13 protein-coding genes are annotated in these 16471 nt (G+C 72.8%); 8 read left to right on the forward strand and 5 right to left on the reverse strand.

Annotation, left to right across the window (positions count from 1 at the left end; genetic code table 11):
• The first annotated feature begins 499 nt into the window (after window positions 1-499).
• Entirely contained in the window at window positions 500-949 is a 450-nt protein-coding gene (locus tag AC07AL_RS26230) for a PTS sugar transporter subunit IIA (RefSeq protein ID WP_363586840.1), read from the forward strand.
• Window positions 950-1048: 99 nt separating this feature from the next.
• Entirely contained in the window at window positions 1049-2719 is a 1671-nt protein-coding gene (gene ptsP, locus AC07AL_RS26235) for a phosphoenolpyruvate--protein phosphotransferase (RefSeq protein ID WP_478318384.1), read from the forward strand.
• A 66-nt stretch (window positions 2720-2785) separates the two neighbouring features.
• On the opposite strand, the gene AC07AL_RS26240 is transcribed toward ptsP, so the two are convergent.
• The 3 genes from AC07AL_RS26240 to AC07AL_RS26250 are packed head-to-tail and all read right to left on the reverse strand — an operon-like array spanning window position 2786 to window position 6449.
• Complete coding sequence (locus AC07AL_RS26240) at window positions 2786-4894, reverse strand: acetoacetate--CoA ligase (protein ID WP_478318386.1); 2109 nt, start codon at window positions 4892-4894, stop codon at window positions 2786-2788.
• A gap of 46 nt (window positions 4895-4940) precedes the next feature.
• Window positions 4941-5513, reverse strand: a complete 573-nt coding sequence (locus tag AC07AL_RS26245; protein ID WP_363586843.1) for an NUDIX domain-containing protein — start codon at window positions 5511-5513, stop codon at window positions 4941-4943.
• Window positions 5514-5546: 33 nt separating this feature from the next.
• Entirely contained in the window at window positions 5547-6449 is a 903-nt protein-coding gene (locus tag AC07AL_RS26250; protein WP_478318388.1) for an NUDIX hydrolase, read from the reverse strand.
• Window positions 6450-6610: 161 nt separating this feature from the next.
• Between AC07AL_RS26250 and mmuM the strand changes: the two genes are divergently transcribed.
• The 5 genes from mmuM to AC07AL_RS26275 all read left to right on the forward strand — a co-directional run bounded on the left by mmuM (window position 6611) and on the right by AC07AL_RS26275 (window position 12893).
• Window positions 6611-7555: a homocysteine S-methyltransferase gene (gene mmuM / locus AC07AL_RS26255; RefSeq protein ID WP_478318389.1), complete on the forward strand. Its 945-nt coding sequence runs from the start codon at window positions 6611-6613 to the stop codon at window positions 7553-7555.
• A gap of 171 nt (window positions 7556-7726) precedes the next feature.
• On the forward strand, window positions 7727-8491 hold the full coding sequence (locus AC07AL_RS26260) for an IclR family transcriptional regulator (RefSeq protein WP_363586846.1): 765 nt from the start codon (window positions 7727-7729) through the stop codon (window positions 8489-8491).
• Window positions 8492-8771: 280 nt separating this feature from the next.
• Window positions 8772-9509 (forward strand): MIP/aquaporin family protein, encoded by a 738-nt coding sequence (locus AC07AL_RS26265; RefSeq protein ID WP_400335378.1) that lies wholly within the window; start codon window positions 8772-8774, stop codon window positions 9507-9509.
• Between the two features lie 94 nt (window positions 9510-9603).
• Window positions 9604-11124: a glycerol kinase GlpK gene (glpK, locus tag AC07AL_RS26270; protein WP_363586848.1), complete on the forward strand. Its 1521-nt coding sequence runs from the start codon at window positions 9604-9606 to the stop codon at window positions 11122-11124.
• A gap of 173 nt (window positions 11125-11297) precedes the next feature.
• Window positions 11298-12893 (forward strand): glycerol-3-phosphate dehydrogenase/oxidase, encoded by a 1596-nt coding sequence (locus AC07AL_RS26275; protein WP_363586849.1) that lies wholly within the window; start codon window positions 11298-11300, stop codon window positions 12891-12893.
• 615 nt (window positions 12894-13508) lie between these two features.
• Here AC07AL_RS26275 and AC07AL_RS26280 read toward each other — a convergent pair.
• Window positions 13509-14897 carry a GntT/GntP/DsdX family permease gene (locus tag AC07AL_RS26280; RefSeq protein ID WP_363586884.1) on the reverse strand — a complete coding sequence of 463 codons (1389 nt, stop codon included), beginning with the start codon at window positions 14895-14897 and terminating at the stop codon, window positions 13509-13511.
• 2 nt (window positions 14898-14899) lie between these two features.
• Window positions 14900-15454 carry a gluconokinase gene (locus AC07AL_RS26285; protein ID WP_350884259.1) on the reverse strand — a complete coding sequence of 185 codons (555 nt, stop codon included), beginning with the start codon at window positions 15452-15454 and terminating at the stop codon, window positions 14900-14902.
• Between the two features lie 166 nt (window positions 15455-15620).
• Here AC07AL_RS26285 and AC07AL_RS26290 point away from each other — a divergent pair, with 166 nt between their 5' ends.
• Window positions 15621-16316 carry a FadR/GntR family transcriptional regulator gene (locus AC07AL_RS26290; RefSeq protein ID WP_063350185.1) on the forward strand — a complete coding sequence of 232 codons (696 nt, stop codon included), beginning with the start codon at window positions 15621-15623 and terminating at the stop codon, window positions 16314-16316.
• The last annotated feature ends 155 nt before the right edge of the window (window positions 16317-16471 follow it).

Here is a 16471-nt window from a genome sequence, read left to right on the forward strand (position 1 = left end):
TGACTTTTGGCACGCTGTTGAGTTCTCAAGGAACGGACACTTCCTTCGGACCGCCTTCCAGCGGGCCCTCCGGGCGCTTCGTTCTTTCGTGTTCCAGCTTACCAGACGTTTTCCGCCCCGTTTACCGGAGGTTTTCGCATCTGAAATCTGGTGTTAACCGCCAAGTCGCGGCGACTCGGCCAACCATAGCGGGTCACCCGCCGGAGTGCGAATCGGGGCGCTCCCGGTGTCACCCGGTCGGCGGCATGATTTGTTGCTCTCGCGAGCATATACAGCAATGGTCCCGATTCGCCAAGATGCCTGTAGAGTGCGGCGCATCGACTAAGAGGACTAGACCACTAAACGGTCGGTGAGCCGCCGGACGACGAGCCGGACTGGGTGTGGGTCTTCGCCCGGGAATGTCAGCAGATGTCCGAAGTTGACATGATTTAGGCTTCAGTCGATCGTCCTGCCGCTGCTCGCGGCCGCTCGCTGTACCGCTCACTTGGGAGGCAGAACCATGACCACTGTGACGTCGCCGCTGACCGGCAAGGTCGTCGGGCTCGCCGGCGTGCCCGACCCGGTGTTCTCCGGCGCGATGGTCGGCCCCGGCACCGCGATCGACCCGGAGCGCCGGCCGACCGAGGCGGTCGCTCCGGTGGACGGCGTCGTCGTCTCCATGCACCCGCACGCGTTCGTCGTGGTGGACGCCGAGGGCCACGGTGTACTGACCCACCTGGGGATCGACACCGTGCAGCTGAACGGCGAGGGCTTCGAGCTGCTGGTCAACAAGGGCGACACGGTGACCCGCGGTCAGGCCGTCATCAAGTGGGACCCGGCCGCCGTCGAGGCCGCGGGCAAGTCGCCCATCTCGCCGATCGTGGCGCTGGAGGCGAACGCCGACTCGCTCGGCGACCTGCGGGAGGACGGAGAGGCCGTCTCCGGCGAGGCCCTGTTCAGCTGGAGCTGACCTCTTACTTTGCACACACCCGCCCCGCAGGAGTTGTCGGGGCGGCCCGGCACACAGCGGTTCCCGGCGGGGCCGCTCCTCTCAGCGGAGACAGGTGACATGAAGAAGACGCTGCGCGGCGTGGGTGTCAGCCACGGGGTCGCGATCGGCCAGGTGCGGCACATGGGGACGGCGGTGCTGGAGCCCCCGGCCACCCAGATCCCGACCGAGGACGCCCCCCGCGAGCAGGCCCGTGCCCAGGCCGCCGTCGAGGCGGTCGCCGCGGATCTGATCGCCCGCGGCAACCTGGCCGGTGGCGAGGCGCAGGCCGTCCTGGAGGCCCAGGCGCTGATGGCTCAGGATCCGGAGCTGATGGCCGACGTGTCCCGCCGGATCGCCGTCGGCAGCAGCGCCGAGCGCGGTGTGTACGACGCCTTCGCCGCCTACCGGGCCCTGCTCGCCTCCGCCGGCGACTACCTGGCCGGGCGGGTCGCCGACCTGGACGACGTCCGCAACCGCATCGTGGCCCGGCTGCTGGGCGTGCCGATGCCGGGTGTGCCGGACAGCGACGAGCCGTACGTGCTGTTCGCGCGGGACCTGGCGCCGGCCGACACCGCGCTGCTCGACCCGACGCTGGTGCTCGGCTTCGTGACCGAGGAGGGCGGGCCGACCAGCCACAGCGCCATCCTGGCGCGGGCGTTGGGCGTGCCGGCCGTGGTCGCGCTGCCCGCTGCGACCGACGTCGCCGAGGGCACCGTCGTCGCCGTGGACGGCAGCTCCGGTGACGTGCTGCTGGACCCCTCCCAGGAGAAGCAGGACGAGCTGCGGGCGGTCGCCGCCCAGCGCAAGGCCGCGCTGGCCGCGTCCTCCGGCCCGGGGCAGACCTCCGACGGGCACCGCGTGCCGCTGCTGGCCAACGTGGGCGGCCCGGTGGACGTGCCGGCCGCGCTGGAGAACGGCGCCGAGGGCGTCGGCCTGTTCCGGACCGAGTTCCTCTTCCTGGACGACTCCGCGAAGGCGCCCACCGAGGAGAAGCAGGTCGAGGCGTACCGCAAGGTGCTGGAGGCGTTCCCGGAGGGCCGGGTCGTGGTCCGGGCGCTGGACGCGGGCGCGGACAAGCCGCTGGACTTCCTCACCCCGGCCGACGAGCCGAACCCGGCGCTGGGCGTGCGCGGTCTGCGCACCCTGCTGGAGCACCCGGAGGTGCTGCGGACGCAGCTGCGGGCGCTGGCCAGGGCCGCCGAGGGCCTGCCGGTGCACCTTGAGGTGATGGCCCCGATGGTGGCCGACCGCAAGGACGCCAAGGACTTCGCCCAGGCGTGTCGCGAGGCGGGGCTGGAGGCCAAGTTCGGCGCGATGGTGGAGATCCCGTCGGCCGCGCTGCGGGCCCGGTCGATCCTCCAGGAGGTCGAGTTCCTCTCGCTGGGGACCAACGACCTCGCGCAGTACACCTTCGCCGCCGACCGTCAGGTGGGCGCGCTGGCCCGGCTGCAGGACCCGTGGCAGCCGGCGCTGCTGGACCTGATCGCCGCGGCCGCCGAGGCGGCGCAGGCCACCGGCAAGAGCTGCGGCGTCTGCGGTGAGGCGGCCGCCGACCCGCTGCTGGCCGTGGTGCTGACCGGTCTGGGCGTCACCAGCCTCTCGATGGGCTCGGCCTCGATCCCCTACGTGCGGTCGACGCTGGCCAAGTACACGCTGGCGCAGTGCCGCCGGGCGGCCGAGGCGGCCCGGGCGACGGACAGCGCCGAGGAGGCGCGGGCCGCCGCGCAGCAGGTGCTGTCGGGCGAGTAGGACAGGCGAACAGCAGGAAGGGGTGCTCCCACCGGGCCGGTGGGAGCACCCCTTCGGCGTGTCCGGTCAGGCGGGGCTCTGCCGGTCGCGGCGAAGCTGCTCGAAGAAGCGCAGGTGGTCGATGTCGTCAACGGAGCCGGGGTTGACGGCCTGCTCCAGCGGAGTGCCGGAGAGGATCCGCTTGACCGGGACCTCGATGCGCTTGCCGGTGAGGGTGTGCGGGAGGCCGCGCACCGCGATGACCTCGTCGGGGACGTGGCGCGGGGAGAGTTCGGTGCGCAGCGAGGTGCGGATGCGGCCGATCAGCCCCTCGTCGAGCTCGGCGCCGGGGGCGAGGACGACGAACAGCGGCATCCAGTAGCCGCCGTCGGGCTCCTCCAGGCCGATGACCAGGGATTCGGCGATCTCGGGGAGGCGCTCGACGACCTCGTAGATGTCCGAGGAGCCCATCCGGACGCCCTGGCGGTTGAGCGTGGAGTCGGAGCGGCCGTGGATGACGACGGTGCCGCGGGAGGTGACGGTGATCCAGTCACCGTGGCGCCAGACGCCGGGATACATGTCGAAGTAGCTGTCGTGGTACCGGGTGCCCTCGGGGTCGTTCCAGAAGCCGGTGGGCATGGACGGGATGGGCTTGGTGACGACGAGTTCGCCGACGGTGTCGGTGTGCGGGTGGCCCTGGACGTCCCAGGACTCGACGGCGGCGCCGAGGCAGGGGGCCTGGATCTCGCCGAGGTGGACGGGCAGGGTGGGAACGCCGCCGACGAAGCAGGAGCAGACGTCGGTGCCGCCGCTGACGGAGGCGAGCCAGACGTCCTCCTTGACCTCCTCGTAGATCCAGCGGAAGCCGTCGGGCGGGAGCGGGGAGCCGGTGGTGCCGATGCAGCGGACGGCGGAGAGGTCGAGGTCGCGGCCGGGGTGCAGCTCGGCCTTGCGGCTGGCGATCACGTAGGCGGCGGAGGTGCCGAGGACGGTGGCGCGGGTGCGGGCGGCGACCGACCAGAGGGCGCCGGTGTCGGGGTGGCCGGGGCTGCCGTCGTAGGTGACGATCGTGGCCCCGACCAGGAGGCCGGCCAGCAGGAAGTTCCACATCATCCAGCCGGTGGAGGTGTACCAGAGGAAGCGGTCCTGGGGGCCGAGGTCGAGGTGGAGGCCGGCCTGCTTGAGGTGTTCGAGCAGGACGCCGCCCTGGCTCTGGACGATGGCCTTGGGCAGGCCGGTGGTGCCGGAGGAGTAGAGCACCCAGAGCGGGTGGTCGAAGGGGACGGCCTCGTAGACCGGCTCGACGTCGTCGGCGACCAGGTCGTCCCAGTGCAGGGCGCCCTCGGGGGCGGGGGCGCCGAGCAGCGGGACGTGGACGACGGTGCGCAGGGTGGGGAGTTCGCGGCGCAGTTCGGCGACGACCTCGGTGCGGTCGTGGTCCTTGCCGCCGTAGTGGTAGCCGTCGACGGCGAAGAGAACGGCGGGTTCGATCTGCTGGAGGCGGTCCAGGACGCTGCGAGCGCCGAAGTCGGGGGCGCAGCTGGTCCAGATCGCGCCGACGGCGGCGGTGGCGAGGAGGGCGACGGCGGCCTGCGGGATGTTGGGCAGGTAGGCGCTGACGCGGTCGCCGGGGCCGATGCCCCGGGCGCGCAGGGCGGCGGCCAACGAGCCGACCTGGCGACGCAGTTCGGACCAGGTGAGGACGGCCGGCTGCTCGGTGGTCTCGTCGAGGTGCAGGACGGCCGGGCGGTCGGCGTTGGCCGGGTCCTCGGCGGCGCGCAGGGCGTGTTCGGCGTAGTTGAGACGGGCGCCGGGGAACCAGCGGGCGCCGGGCATGGCGGGGTTGGCGAGGACGGCCTCGGGGGCCTGGGTGAAGCGGACGTCGAACCACTGGGTGATCGCGGTCCAGAAGCGGTCGAGGTCGGCGGTGGACCAGGCGTGCAGGTCGGCGTAGCGCTGGGCGGCCTGCTGGTCGTCGGCGGCCGGGGCGAGCGGGGCGGCCGGGGCGCCGTGGTGTTCGGCGGCCCAGGCCTGGAAGGCCACCAGGCTGGTGGCTGCGGCGCGAGCGGGGTTGGGGCGCCAGAGCGGCTGGTCCTGGGGTGGGGTGCTCACGGTGGTGGTCTCCCGGCCGGTGGTGGGGACGGGAGTGCTTGTGGCAGGCCCGTCCGGTTGGGCTGTCGGTGCAGACCATGCCATGCGAGCGGCCGCCGCGCCAGGGTCCGCCCGGTGGGTGCCGGGCCGGTCAGCGGCCGGAGATCCCGCCGCCGGACTCACCGCTGAACTCGCCGCCGAACCAGGAGCGGGAGACCCGGGTGTGGAAGGGGAAGGCGAGCGGGGTGTCGGGGGCGGCGAGCTGCCAGCCGTCGGTCTCGTCGGTGGGGCGCGAGGGCGGGAGGTCGGCGAGCGGACGGGCCGGGAGCAGGCCGAAGAGGCAGAGGAAGCCGCCCCTGGCGTCGGAGTCGGTGGCGACCAGGGTGATGTCGGCGGCGTCCGCCAGGATGCCGGTCTCCTCGCGCAGTTCGCGCACGCACGCCTGCTGCCAGCTCTCGCCGTAGTCCACGTAGCCGCCGGGGAAGGCGAGTTGGCCGTAGCCGGGCTCGATGGTGCGGCGGATGACGACGAGGGTGGGGTCGGCGTCGGGGCGGGTGACCGGGAGGAGGGTGACCACGACGGGCAGCGGGTTGCGGTAGCTGATCTCGGCGCAGCCGGGGCAGGTGCGGGGCCAGTGGTCGGTGCCGGCCGGGTAGGGCGTGCCGCAGAAGTGGCAGTGGGAGAACGGCTGGTTGACCGCGCGTGTCGGGTCGTCAGTGGTCATGGCCGGATGGTAGCCGGGTGCGCGCGGCTGCCGTCAGCGGAGCTCGCCGTCGCGGGTGGGGCGGAGCAGGGCGGGGTGCAGGAGGCTGGCGTCGCCGGCGTGGTAGGTGCGGGCCCGGGGGCCGCCGCGGGCGCCGCCGCGGGCGGTGGTGGCGCCGGTGCTCTCGACGAAGCCGGGGACGGAGAGGACCTTGCGGTGGAAGTTGCCGGGGTGGAGCTTCTCGTCCCAGACGGCCTCGTAGACGGCGCGCAGGTCGGGGATGGTGAAGTCGTAGGGCAGGAAGGCGGTGGCGAGCGGGCTGTACTCGAGTTTGGCCCGGACGCGGTCGAGGCCGTCGGCGAGGATGCGCGCGTGGTCGAAGGCGAGCGTGCGGGAGGACTGGCCGGTGGGCCCGCCGACACCACCCCCGTGGGTGTCGGCGGGCGCACCGGCGGCTCGGGGTCGGCCGCAGGGCCGTATGCCCAGGTCGAGGTCGGCGACGGGGTGCCAGGTGGCAGCTGCGGCGTCCGTGCCGGCCTGCGGGTCGGGCAGGTCGGGGGCGAAGGCGAGGTAGGCGACGGAGACGACGTGCATGCGCGGGTCTCGCCCGGGGGCGCCGTAGGTGCCGAGCTGTTCGAGGTGGACGCGGCAGAGCGCGGCCTCGACCTCGGAGCCGCCGAGCAGGCCGGTCTCCTCGGCCAGTTCGCGGGCGGCGGCCTCGTCCAGGCTCTCCTCCCCGGCGCGCAGGAAGCCACCGGGCAGGGCCCAGCAGCCCTGGTGGGGCGGGGCGCCGCGCTGGACGAGCAGGACGTGCAGGCCGCCGTGGCGCAAGGTCAGGGCGACCACGTCGACGGTGACGGCGATCGGGGCGTAGGCGCGCGGGTCGTAGGCGGCGAGCCACTCCTGCTCGCTCGCGGGCGTGGTCGGGGGCGGGGTGGCCGGGTCGTCCGCTTCCATCACCGGCTCCTCTCCGCGCTCGCCGCCGTACGGGGTGCTGTCGTTCTCTGGCTGAGCACAACGTAGCGATTCCGTTCCCCGGCGGCAAATGGTTTTCCGGGTCCGCGGGGATGCCCGGCTTCTAGGCTGTGACCAGGAACGACCGCGCCCGAGGAGGCCCCATGCCCACTGCTCCCCCGCCGGACTTCGCCGCGGCGCTGGCGGCCGGTCCGCTGGTGCTGGACGGCGGGATGTCGAACCAGCTGGCGGCGGCCGGGCACGACCTCCTCGACGAGCTGTGGTCGGCGCGGCTGCTGGCGGACGCGCCGGAGGCGGTGGTGGCGGCGCACCGGGCGTACTTCGCGGCCGGTGCGGACGTCGCCATCACGGCGAGCTACCAGGCGAGCTTCGAAGGCTTCGCCCGGCGCGGAACGGGCCGGGCCCAGGCCGCGCGGCTGCTGGCGCGCAGCGTGGAGCTGGCCCGGGAGGCGGCGCGGGCCGAGCCGGGCGGGCGGCGGCGCTGGGTGGCGGCGTCGGTGGGGCCGTACGGGGCGGTGCTGGCGGACGGTTCGGAGTACCGGGGCCGGTACGGGCTGAGCACCGCGGAACTGGTGGCCTTCCACCGGCCGCGACTGGAGGCGCTGGCGGCGGCCGGGCCGGACGTGCTGGCGCTGGAGACGGTGCCGGACGCGGACGAGGCGCGGGCGCTGCTGGAGCTGGTGCGCGAGCTGGGCGTGCCGGCCTGGCTGTCGTTCAGCGTGGCGGGCGACCGGACCGGGGCGGGCCAGCCGCTGGCGGAGGCATTCACACTGGCGGCCGAGGTGGACGAGGTGCTGGCGGTGGGCGTGAACTGCTGCACCCCGCAGGACGCGGACCGGGCGGTGGCGCTGGCGGCCGAGGTGACCGGCAAGCCGGTGGTGGTGTACCCGAACAGCGGGGAGGAGTGGGACGCCGCACGCCGGGACTGGCGCGGCGAGCCGACGTTCCGCTCGGCCCGGGTGGGCGGCTGGCTGGCGGGCGGCGCACGGCTGGTGGGCGGCTGCTGCCGGGTGGGGCCGGACGGGATCGCCGCGCTGGCGGCGGAGGTCGCGGTGCGGCGGGGGCGCTCGAACGGCGTCGAGGAGTGAGGGACGTCCGGGGGTGAGCGGCGCGGCGGGTCGGCGGGCGGGCGGAGGTTAACAAACGGCCGAGCGCGGGTTACCGAGGGGGAAGGTGCACGGACCGGCGACGGCCTGGCAGACTCGTCCCGTTACCACCGCGGTCGACAATGTCGACCGCCTGTCAGCGCGGAGGTCCCCATGCCCGGCCCGATCCAGTCGCTCTCCCGGGCCGCCGCGATCTTGCGCCTGCTGGCCGGCGGTGAGCGCCGCCTGGGCCTGTCCGAGGTCGCGACGTCGCTGGACCTCGCCAAGGGCACCGCGCACGGCATCCTGCGCACGCTCCAGCAGGAGGGGTTCGTCGAGCAGGACCCGGAGAGCGGCAAGTACCAGCTGGGCGCCGAACTGCTGCGGCTGGGGCAGAGCTACCTGGACGTGCACGAGCTGCGGGCACGGGCGCTGGTCTGGGCGGACGACCTGGCCCGGGCGGCCGGCGAGACCGTCTACCTGGGGGTGCTGCACCAGCAGGGCGTGCTGGTCGTGCACCACGTCTTCCGGCCGGACGACACCCGGCAGGTGCTGGAGGTCGGCTCGATGCAGCCGCTGCACAGCACCGCTCTGGGCAAGGTGCTGGTGGCCTACGACCCGGTCGCGCGCGGCGAGTTGGGCGACGGGCCGTACGAGTCGTACACCCTGCGGACGCTGACCGAGGCGGCCGACGTGGACGCCGAGTGCGCGCTGATCCGCGAGCGCGGCTGGACGGACTCGATCGAGGAGACCTGGGAGGGCGTGGCCTCGATCGGCGCGCTGATCCAGGACCGGCGGCGCAACCCGGTGGGCGCGGTGTGCATCAGCGGCCCGGTGGAGCGGGTCTGCGAGGACGGCTTCGTTAAGCCGTCGCTGGTGGCCTCGGTGCGCAGCGCGGCACGGGCGATCTCCCGCGATCTGGGCGCCGGGCGCTTCTGAAACCCGAGGCCGCGCCGGCGGCCACATCGTCACGCTGAGGCGCGGACGGGCATCGGCCTGTCCGCGCCTTGGCGTTTTGCCCTGGTTTGGCCCGCTCCGCTGGGTAACTTCGGGGGAAGGGTCACAGCTCCGTAACCCTGCCTTGACGTGAGGGCAACCAGGGGAGGAAGCTTCCGCATAACGGTCGACATTGTCGAACGATGGCCGGGAAGATCACTCCCCCGATGCGCTCACCCGCACAACGATCGGCCGGCCGCCCCCACCCACACCTCCGGGCCATATGGACAAGGGAGTCTTTGTGTCCGCGTTCTCCAACGGCGACGTCTTCGTCGGCGAAACCCTCGGCACCGCCGCCCTGATACTTCTCGGTGGCGGCGTCTGCGCCGCCGTGACCCTCAAGAAGTCGAAGGCCCTCAACGCCGGCTGGCTGGCGATCACCTTCGGCTGGGGCTTCGCGGTCCTGATCGCCGCGTACATCTCGGCTCCGAAGTCCGGCGCCCACCTCAACCCGGCCGTCACCGTCGCGCTCGCCATCAAGAGCGGTGACTGGAGCCAGGTGCCGCTCTACCTCGGCTCCCAGTTCCTCGGCGCGATGATCGGCGCCGTGCTGGTCTGGCTCACCTACCTCGGCCAGTTCCAGGCCAACGAGGAACCCACCCTCGGCATCTTCTCGACCGGGCCCGAGATCCGGAACCCGATCCAGAACGTCGTCACCGAGGTCATCGGCACCTTCATCCTCTGCATGGCGATCCTCACCCTCGGCAAGAACGACGGTCTGGCCGCCGGCGGCCTCAGCACCCTGATCGTGGCCCTCACGGTCGTCGGCATCGGCCTCTCGCTGGGCGGCCCCACCGGCTACGCGATCAACCCGGTCCGCGACCTCGGCCCGCGCATCGTGCACTCGCTGCTGCCCATCCCGAACAAGGGCGGCTCCGACTGGTCGTACGCCTGGGTGCCGGTCGTCGGCCCGCTGATCGGCGGCGCACTGGCCGGCGGTCTGTACAACGCGATGTTCTGACGGGCCGGGTTCGAACCCGCCGAGCACGGGGACCGACCACTGTGTCGGGCCCACCCACCCCGTAACCCCCGAATCCTGAGCCGAGGACCCTCTGATGACCTCCACTGGCAACTACATCGCCGCGATCGACCAGGGCACCACCTCCAGCCGTTGCATCATCTTCGGCGCCGACGGCCGGATCGTCGCCGTCGACCAGCAGGAGCACCGGCAGATCTTCCCGCAGCCCGGCTACGTCGAGCACGACGCCGCCGAGATCTGGACCCGGGTGCAGTCGGTCGTCCGCGGCGCGCTGGAGAAGGCTGGCCTGACCAAGGACGACATCCGCGCGATCGGCATCACCAACCAGCGCGAGACCACCGTCCTGTGGGACAAGAACACCGGCGAGCCGGTCCACAACGCGCTGGTGTGGCAGGACACCCGCACCGAGGGCCTCTGCCGCGAGCTCGGCCGCAACGTCGGCCAGGACCGCTTCCGCCGCGAGACCGGCCTCCCGCTCGCCAGCTACTTCGCCGGCCCGAAGATCCGCTGGCTGCTGGACAACGTCGAGGGCCTGCGCGAGCGCGCCGAGGCCGGCGACATCCTGTTCGGCACCATGGACACCTGGGTGATCTGGAACCTCACCGGCGGTGTCAACGGCGGCAAGCACGTCACCGACGTCACCAACGCCAGCCGCACCATGCTGATGAACCTGCACACCCTGCAGTGGGACGAGAAGATCGCCGAATCGATCGGCGTGCCGATGGCCGTCCTGCCGGAGATCCGCTCCTCCGCCGAGGTCTACGGCGAGGCCGTCGGCGACCTGGCCGGCGTCCCGGTCGCCTCCGCGCTCGGCGACCAGCAGGCCGCGCTGTTCGGCCAGACCTGCTTCGACGAGGGCGAGGCCAAGTCCACCTACGGCACCGGCACCTTCCTGCTGCTCAACACCGGCGAGAAGATCGTCAACTCGTACCACGGCCTGCTGACCACCGTCGGCTACCGGATCGGCGACCAGGCCCCGGTCTACGCCCTGGAAGGCTCGATCGCCGTCACCGGCTCGCTCGTCCAGTGGCTGCGCGACCAGCTCGGCATCATCTCCACCGCCGCCGAGATCGAGACCCTCGCCAACACCGTCGAGGACAACGGCGGCGCCTACTTCGTCCCGGCCTTCTCCGGCCTGTTCGCCCCGTACTGGCGTTCCGACGCCCGCGGCGTGATCGCCGGCCTGACCCGGTACGTCACCAAGGGCCACCTGGCCCGGGCCGTCCTGGAGGCCACCGCCTGGCAGACCCGCGAGGTCGTCGACGCCATGCAGAAGGACTCCGGCGTCGAACTCACCGCCCTCAAGGTCGACGGCGGCATGACCAGCAACAACCTGCTCATGCAGAACATCGCCGACGTCCTGGACGCCCCGGTCGAGCGCCCGTACGTGGCCGAGACCACCGCCCTCGGCGCCGCCTACGCGGCCGGACTCGCCGTCGGCTTCTGGAACGACCTCGACACCCTGCGGGCCAACTGGCACCGCGCCGCCGAATGGACCCCGCGCATGGACGAGGCCACCCGGGAGCGCGAGTACAAGAAGTGGCTCAAGGCCGTGGAGCGCACCATGGGGTGGGTGGAGGAAGAAGAGACCGACTGACCGACAAGCCGGTCGGGGCCCCGAGCCCCGACCGGCCGCCCGCCGTTCCGGCAGCGGGTGTCACCGCGTTTCACCGGCCCGCCGCACCGGGCCGACCGGCCTCTCAGCAGAGGCCGCACCGCACACGAGAGGAGTAACGGCGCCGCCTGACCCGCGCGCCGTACACAACCACCATGGCAACCATCCCGACCCTGGGCGCCGAGCGCACCGCCGGCCACACCGCCTCCCGCGCCGAGACCCGTGAGCTGCTCGGCAAGGCCACCTACGACCTGCTGGTGATCGGGGGCGGCATCCTCGGCACGGCCGTCGCCTGGACCGCCTCCCAGGCCGGACTCAAGGTCGCCATGGTCGACGGCGGCGACTTCGCCGGCGCCACCTCCAGCGCTTCCTCCAAGCTCGTCCACGGCGGTCTGCGCTACCTGCAGACCGGCGCGGTCAAGCTCGTCGCCGAGAACCACAAGGAGCGCCGCGCGCTCGCCACCGACGTCGCGCCGCACCTGGTCAACCCGCTGACCTTCTTCGTGCCGGTCTACAAGGGCGGCCCGCACAGCGCGCCCAAGCTCGGCGCCGGCGTCTTCCTGTACTCCGCGCTGTCCGCCTTCCGTGACGGCATGGGCCGGGTCTCCACCGCCGCGCACGCCGCCCAGCAGGTGCCCGCGCTGCGCACCGAGGGACTGCGCTCGGTGGCCGTCTACGGCGACCACCAGATGAACGACTCGCGCGTCGCCGTGATGACCGTGCGCGCCGCCGTCGACGCCGGCGCCGTGGTGCTCAACCACGCCGAGGTCACCGGCCTGCGCTTCACCGCCGGCCGGGTCACCGGCGCCGAGCTGCGCGACCGCCTGGACGGCACCGAGTTCGGCATCGACGCCCGCCTGGTGCTCAACGCCACCGGCCCGTGGGTGGACCACCTGCGCAAGATGGAGGACGCCGGCGCCGCGCCGTCGATCCGCCTCTCCAAGGGCGCGCACGTCGTCGTCAAGCGCCGCTCGCCGTGGCGCGCCGCGCTGACCATCCCGATCGACAAGTACCGCGTCTCCTTCGCCATCCCGTGGGAGGACCACGTCCTGCTCGGCACCACCGACGAGGAGTACACCGGCGACCCGAAGGACGTCCGGGCCACCGAGGCGGACATCGACCAGATCATGGGCGAGGCCGCGCACGCCATCCGTGACGAGCACCTCGACCGCGACCTGATCACCTACTCCTTCGCCGGCCTGCGGGTGCTGCCCGGCGGCCCGGGCGACACCGCCGCCGCCAAGCGCGAGACGGTCGTCACCGAGGGCAAGGGCGGCATGCTGTCGGTCGCCGGCGGCAAGTGGACCACCTACCGCCACATCGGCCGCACCGTGCTGGAGAAGCTGGCGCACGTGCCCGGCACCAGCCTCGGCGAGGACATGTCCCCGATCGCGGCGACCGTGCCGCTGCCGGGCGTCGGCGCGCCGAACGCCGTCGCGCACCGGCTGCTGATCGACCGCGACCCGGGCTCCCGGATGGAGCCGCTGGTGGCCAAGCACCTGGCCAGCCACTACGGCACGCTGTCCTTCGAGATCGCCCGCATGATCGACGAGAACCCGGAGCTGGGCCGGCCGATCCACGAGGACGGCCCGGACGTCTGGGCGCAGGTCGCCTACGCGGCCGACAGCGAGTGGGCGTACACGGCGGACGACGTGCTGCGGCGCCGCACCACGATGACCGTGCGCGGGCTGGACACGCCGGAGATCCGGGACGAGGTCGAGGCCTTCCTCGCGAAGCGCGGAACCAAGTAAGCACAGCCTCGCGAAGCGCGGAACCAGTAGGCACAGCCAGCTGGGCAGAGCCTCGCGAAGGGCGGGCACCCGGGTTCTCCGGGTGCCCGCCCTTCGTGCGCCCGGCTCGCGGGCGGGGTACGAAGGGGCTCCCGGCCGGCCGCTCAGATCGGCGTGCCCGCCTTGATGACGTGGCGGAGGCGGCGGTCGGGGCGGGTGAGGACGGTGAGGTCGGCGAGCGGGTCGCCGTCGACGAGGAGGAGGTCGGCGTGGGCACCCGGGGCGAGGGTGCCGATCCGGCCCTCCAGGCCGAGCGGGCGGCGGTCGTGGTGGCCGAGCGGAGCACGTCGGCGGCGGGCTGGACCCGGCCGCCGTCCTGGAACGGGCGCTGCCCGAGCTGGTACCGCCGCCCGCCACCGCCCGGCAGACCGCCGAGGTGGTCCTGGCCGCGCGCGGGGGCTGCTGGCCCGGACGGCGGCGGGCGGCGCGGCCGGGAGGAACTTGTGGAACCCGAGGCAGGCTGTTCTTTCGGTGCTCCTGGCCTGATTCGCGGTCGTAGAACACCCCCGGGGTCCGCCACCCCCCCGGGTCCCCCCCCTCGGCGGATGTCGGCGGCGGCGCCGGGCGCCGTCCGGCCTAGATGATCAGGCTGAGCGGCATGATCAGGGCGATGGCGACGACCGAGATCACCGTCTCCATCACCGACCAGGACTTCAGCGTCTGCCCGACGCTCATCCCGAAGTACTCCTTCACCAGCCAGAAGCCGGCGTCGTTGACGTGCGACAGGAAGAGCGAGCCGGCGCCGATCGCCAGGACCAGCAGGGCCGCGTGGGTGGAGGACATGTCGGCGGCGAGCGGGGCGACGATCCCGGCGGCGGTGATGGTGGCGACCGTCGCCGAGCCGGTGGCCAGGCGGATCAGCACCGCGATCAGCCAGCCGAGCAGCAGCGCCGAGATGTGCCACTTGCCGGACCACTCGCTCACCGCGTTGCCGACGCCCACGTCGATCAGGGTCTGCTTGAAGCCGCCGCCGGCGCCGACGATGAACACGATGCCGGCGATCGGGCCGAGCGACTTGCCGACGGTGTCGGAGATCCGGGCCTTGTCGAAGCCGGCCGCCTTGCCGAGGGTCAGCATGCCGAGCAGGGTCGCGGCGAGCAGTGCGATCAGCGGCGAGCCGATGAAGTCGAAGACCCGCTGGGCCATCGCCTTCGGGTTGTCGACCACCACGTCGGTCAGGGCCTTGCCGAGCATCAGCACGACCGGCAGCAGGATCGTCGCCAGCACCGCGCCGAAGGACGGCGTGTGCTCGGGCCTGGTGGTCTCCTCGGGGGCGGTGGCCTTCGGGATCTCCAGCGGGCCGACCCAGCGCTCGGCCAGCCGGGAGAACAGCGGGCCGGCCACGATCAGGGTGGGCACCGCGATCAGCAGGCCGAGCGCCAGGGTGATGCCGAGGTCCGCCTTCAGGGCGTCGACGGCGACCAGCGGGCCCGGGTGCGGGGGCACCAGGCCGTGCAGCACGGACAGGCCGGCCAGCGCGGGGATGCCGATCCGCATCAGCGGCACGTTGCCGCGGCGGGCGACCAGCAGCACGATCGGGATCAGCAGGACGACGCCGACCTCGAAGAACAGCGGCAGGCCGAGGACGGCGGCGATCAGCGCCATCGCCCAGGGCAGCGCCTTGTTGCCCGACCGGGCCAGCACGGTGTCCGCGATGATGTTGGCGCCGCCGGAGTCGGCGAGCAGCTTGCCGAGCATCGCGCCCAGCCCGATCAGCAGGCCGACGCCGGCCACGGTGGAACCGAAGCCCGTGGAGAAGCTGTTGAGCAGCTTGTCGAACGGGGCGCCCGCGACGGCGGCCAGCAGGCCGGAGCCGAGCGTGAGGGCGAGGAAGGGGTGCAGCTTCAGCTTGGTGATCAGTAGGACGATCACACCGATGCTGAGCAGGACCGCGATCAGCAGCTGGGAGTCGCTGCTGGTGTGCGGCAGGGCCGGTGGGGCGGCCGCGAGCAGAGTGGGGGCAATACTCACGCGAGGTCTCCATTGACCGGCCGCAGCAGCGCCACGGCCATCTCGACGAGTTCTTCGGGGGACGGACCGACGTCCAGGACGGCGCCGCGCTCGTGCGCGCCCAGGGGTTCCAGGGCGGCGTACTGCGAGTCGAGCAGCGACGGCGGCATGAAGTGGCCGGTGCGGTGGGCGAGCCGGTCCTCGACCAGCTCGTGACCGCCGCTGAGGTGCAGGAAGTAGGCGCCCGGGCAGGCCGCGCGCAGGGTGTCGCGGTAGCGGTGCTTCAGCGCCGAGCAGGTGACCACGCCGCCGGTACCGTCCTCGGCCCGCTCCTTGAGCCAGGCGCCGAGGGCGCGCAGCCAGGGGGCGCGGTCCTCGTCGTCCAGCGGGATGCCGGCCGACATCTTGGCGATGTTGGCCGCCGGGTGGAAGTCGTCCGCCTCCGCGTAGGGGAGGTCGAGGCGTTCGGCCAGCAGGCGGGCCAGGGTGGTCTTGCCGACACCGGAGACGCCCATCACCACGATGGTGAGAGGGGTGTCCGGGAGGTCGTGGTTCTCGACGCTGAGAGCCATGGGTGGTGCTCCTTCGTTGCCTGGCCGCCACTATCGCCTCAAAGATATGACGTATTCAAGTGGCGGAAACCAAATCGTCATACTTTTGGGCTGTGGGGTAGATCGCAGGACGCAGGACCCGGTACGCGCCGGTGGTGGCGGCGGGGTGGGCGTCTACGCTGGGCGGATGGAGATCCAGGGGCTGCCCGGTCGGCTGCTTGACGAGCTCGGGCCGGCGATCGCGTCGGGGGAGATTCCCGAGGGCGCGGTGCTGCGCGGCGAGGAGCTGGAGGAGCGGTTCGGGGTGTCCCGGACGGTCGTCCGGGAAGCGGTGCGGATCCTGGAGGGGATGCGCCTGGTGGCGTCCCGGCGGCGGGTCGGGATCACCGTGCAGCCCAGGTCGCTCTGGGACGTCTTCGACCCGCTGGTGATCCGCTGGCGGCTGGCCGGCGCGGACCGCTCGGCCCAGCTGCGCTCGCTCGGCTCGCTGCGGGTGGCCGTCGAGCCGGCCGCGGCCGCGCTCGCCGCGGTGCACGCGAGCGACGACGACCGGCGCCAACTCGGCTCACTGGCCGTGGAGTTGACCGTCTCGGCGCGGGCCGCCGACCTCACCACCTTCCTCCGGCACGACATCGACTTCCACGCCACCGTGCTGCGCGCCTCCGGCAACGAGATGTTCGCCCACCTCGGCGACACCGTGGGGGCGGTGCTCACCGGGCGGACCGAGTACCATCTGATGCCCCATCAGCCGGAGCCGTACGCGATCCGGCTGCACCGCGAAGTCGCCGACGCGATCTGCGCGGGGGACGCCGTCCAGGCCGAGCAGGCCATGCGGACGATCGTGGCGGGCGCCCTGGAGGAGCTCAACCAGCAGTTGGGCTGACTTCCCCCGGCAGCGGGCCGCCCGCTGCCGGCTGCCCGGATCACGCGCTTTGACGGCAGTTCGGTGGATTCGGACGCATAGTCCTGGTTCGACGGGGCAGAGTGAGGCGAGGGGGCGCTTTTCGCGTGCGCCCGTCCCGTGTCCGCCGCCGAGTC

It is taken from the genome of Kitasatospora sp. NPDC043949 (assembly GCF_056435365.1).

Bases quoted from the DNA above. Each gene is read 5' to 3' on its own strand.
- AC07AL_RS26230 (WP_363586840.1), top strand. From the start codon at position 500: ATGACCACTGTGACGTCGCCGCTGACCGGCAAGGTCGTCGGGCTCGCC.
- ptsP (WP_478318384.1), top strand. From the start codon at position 1,049: ATGAAGAAGACGCTGCGCGGCGTGGGTGTCAGCCACGGGGTCGCGATC.
- AC07AL_RS26240 (WP_478318386.1), bottom strand. From the start codon at position 4,894: ATGGCATGGTCTGCACCGACAGCCCAACCGGACGGGCCTGCCACAAGC.
- AC07AL_RS26245 (WP_363586843.1), bottom strand. From the start codon at position 5,513: ATGACCACTGACGACCCGACACGCGCGGTCAACCAGCCGTTCTCCCAC.
- AC07AL_RS26250 (WP_478318388.1), bottom strand. From the start codon at position 6,449: ATGGAAGCGGACGACCCGGCCACCCCGCCCCCGACCACGCCCGCGAGC.
- mmuM (WP_478318389.1), top strand. From the start codon at position 6,611: ATGCCCACTGCTCCCCCGCCGGACTTCGCCGCGGCGCTGGCGGCCGGT.
- AC07AL_RS26260 (WP_363586846.1), top strand. From the start codon at position 7,727: ATGCCCGGCCCGATCCAGTCGCTCTCCCGGGCCGCCGCGATCTTGCGC.
- AC07AL_RS26265 (WP_400335378.1), top strand. From the start codon at position 8,772: ATGGACAAGGGAGTCTTTGTGTCCGCGTTCTCCAACGGCGACGTCTTC.
- glpK (WP_363586848.1), top strand. From the start codon at position 9,604: ATGACCTCCACTGGCAACTACATCGCCGCGATCGACCAGGGCACCACC.
- AC07AL_RS26275 (WP_363586849.1), top strand. From the start codon at position 11,298: ATGGCAACCATCCCGACCCTGGGCGCCGAGCGCACCGCCGGCCACACC.
- AC07AL_RS26285 (WP_350884259.1), bottom strand. From the start codon at position 15,454: ATGGCTCTCAGCGTCGAGAACCACGACCTCCCGGACACCCCTCTCACC.
- AC07AL_RS26290 (WP_063350185.1), top strand. From the start codon at position 15,621: ATGGAGATCCAGGGGCTGCCCGGTCGGCTGCTTGACGAGCTCGGGCCG.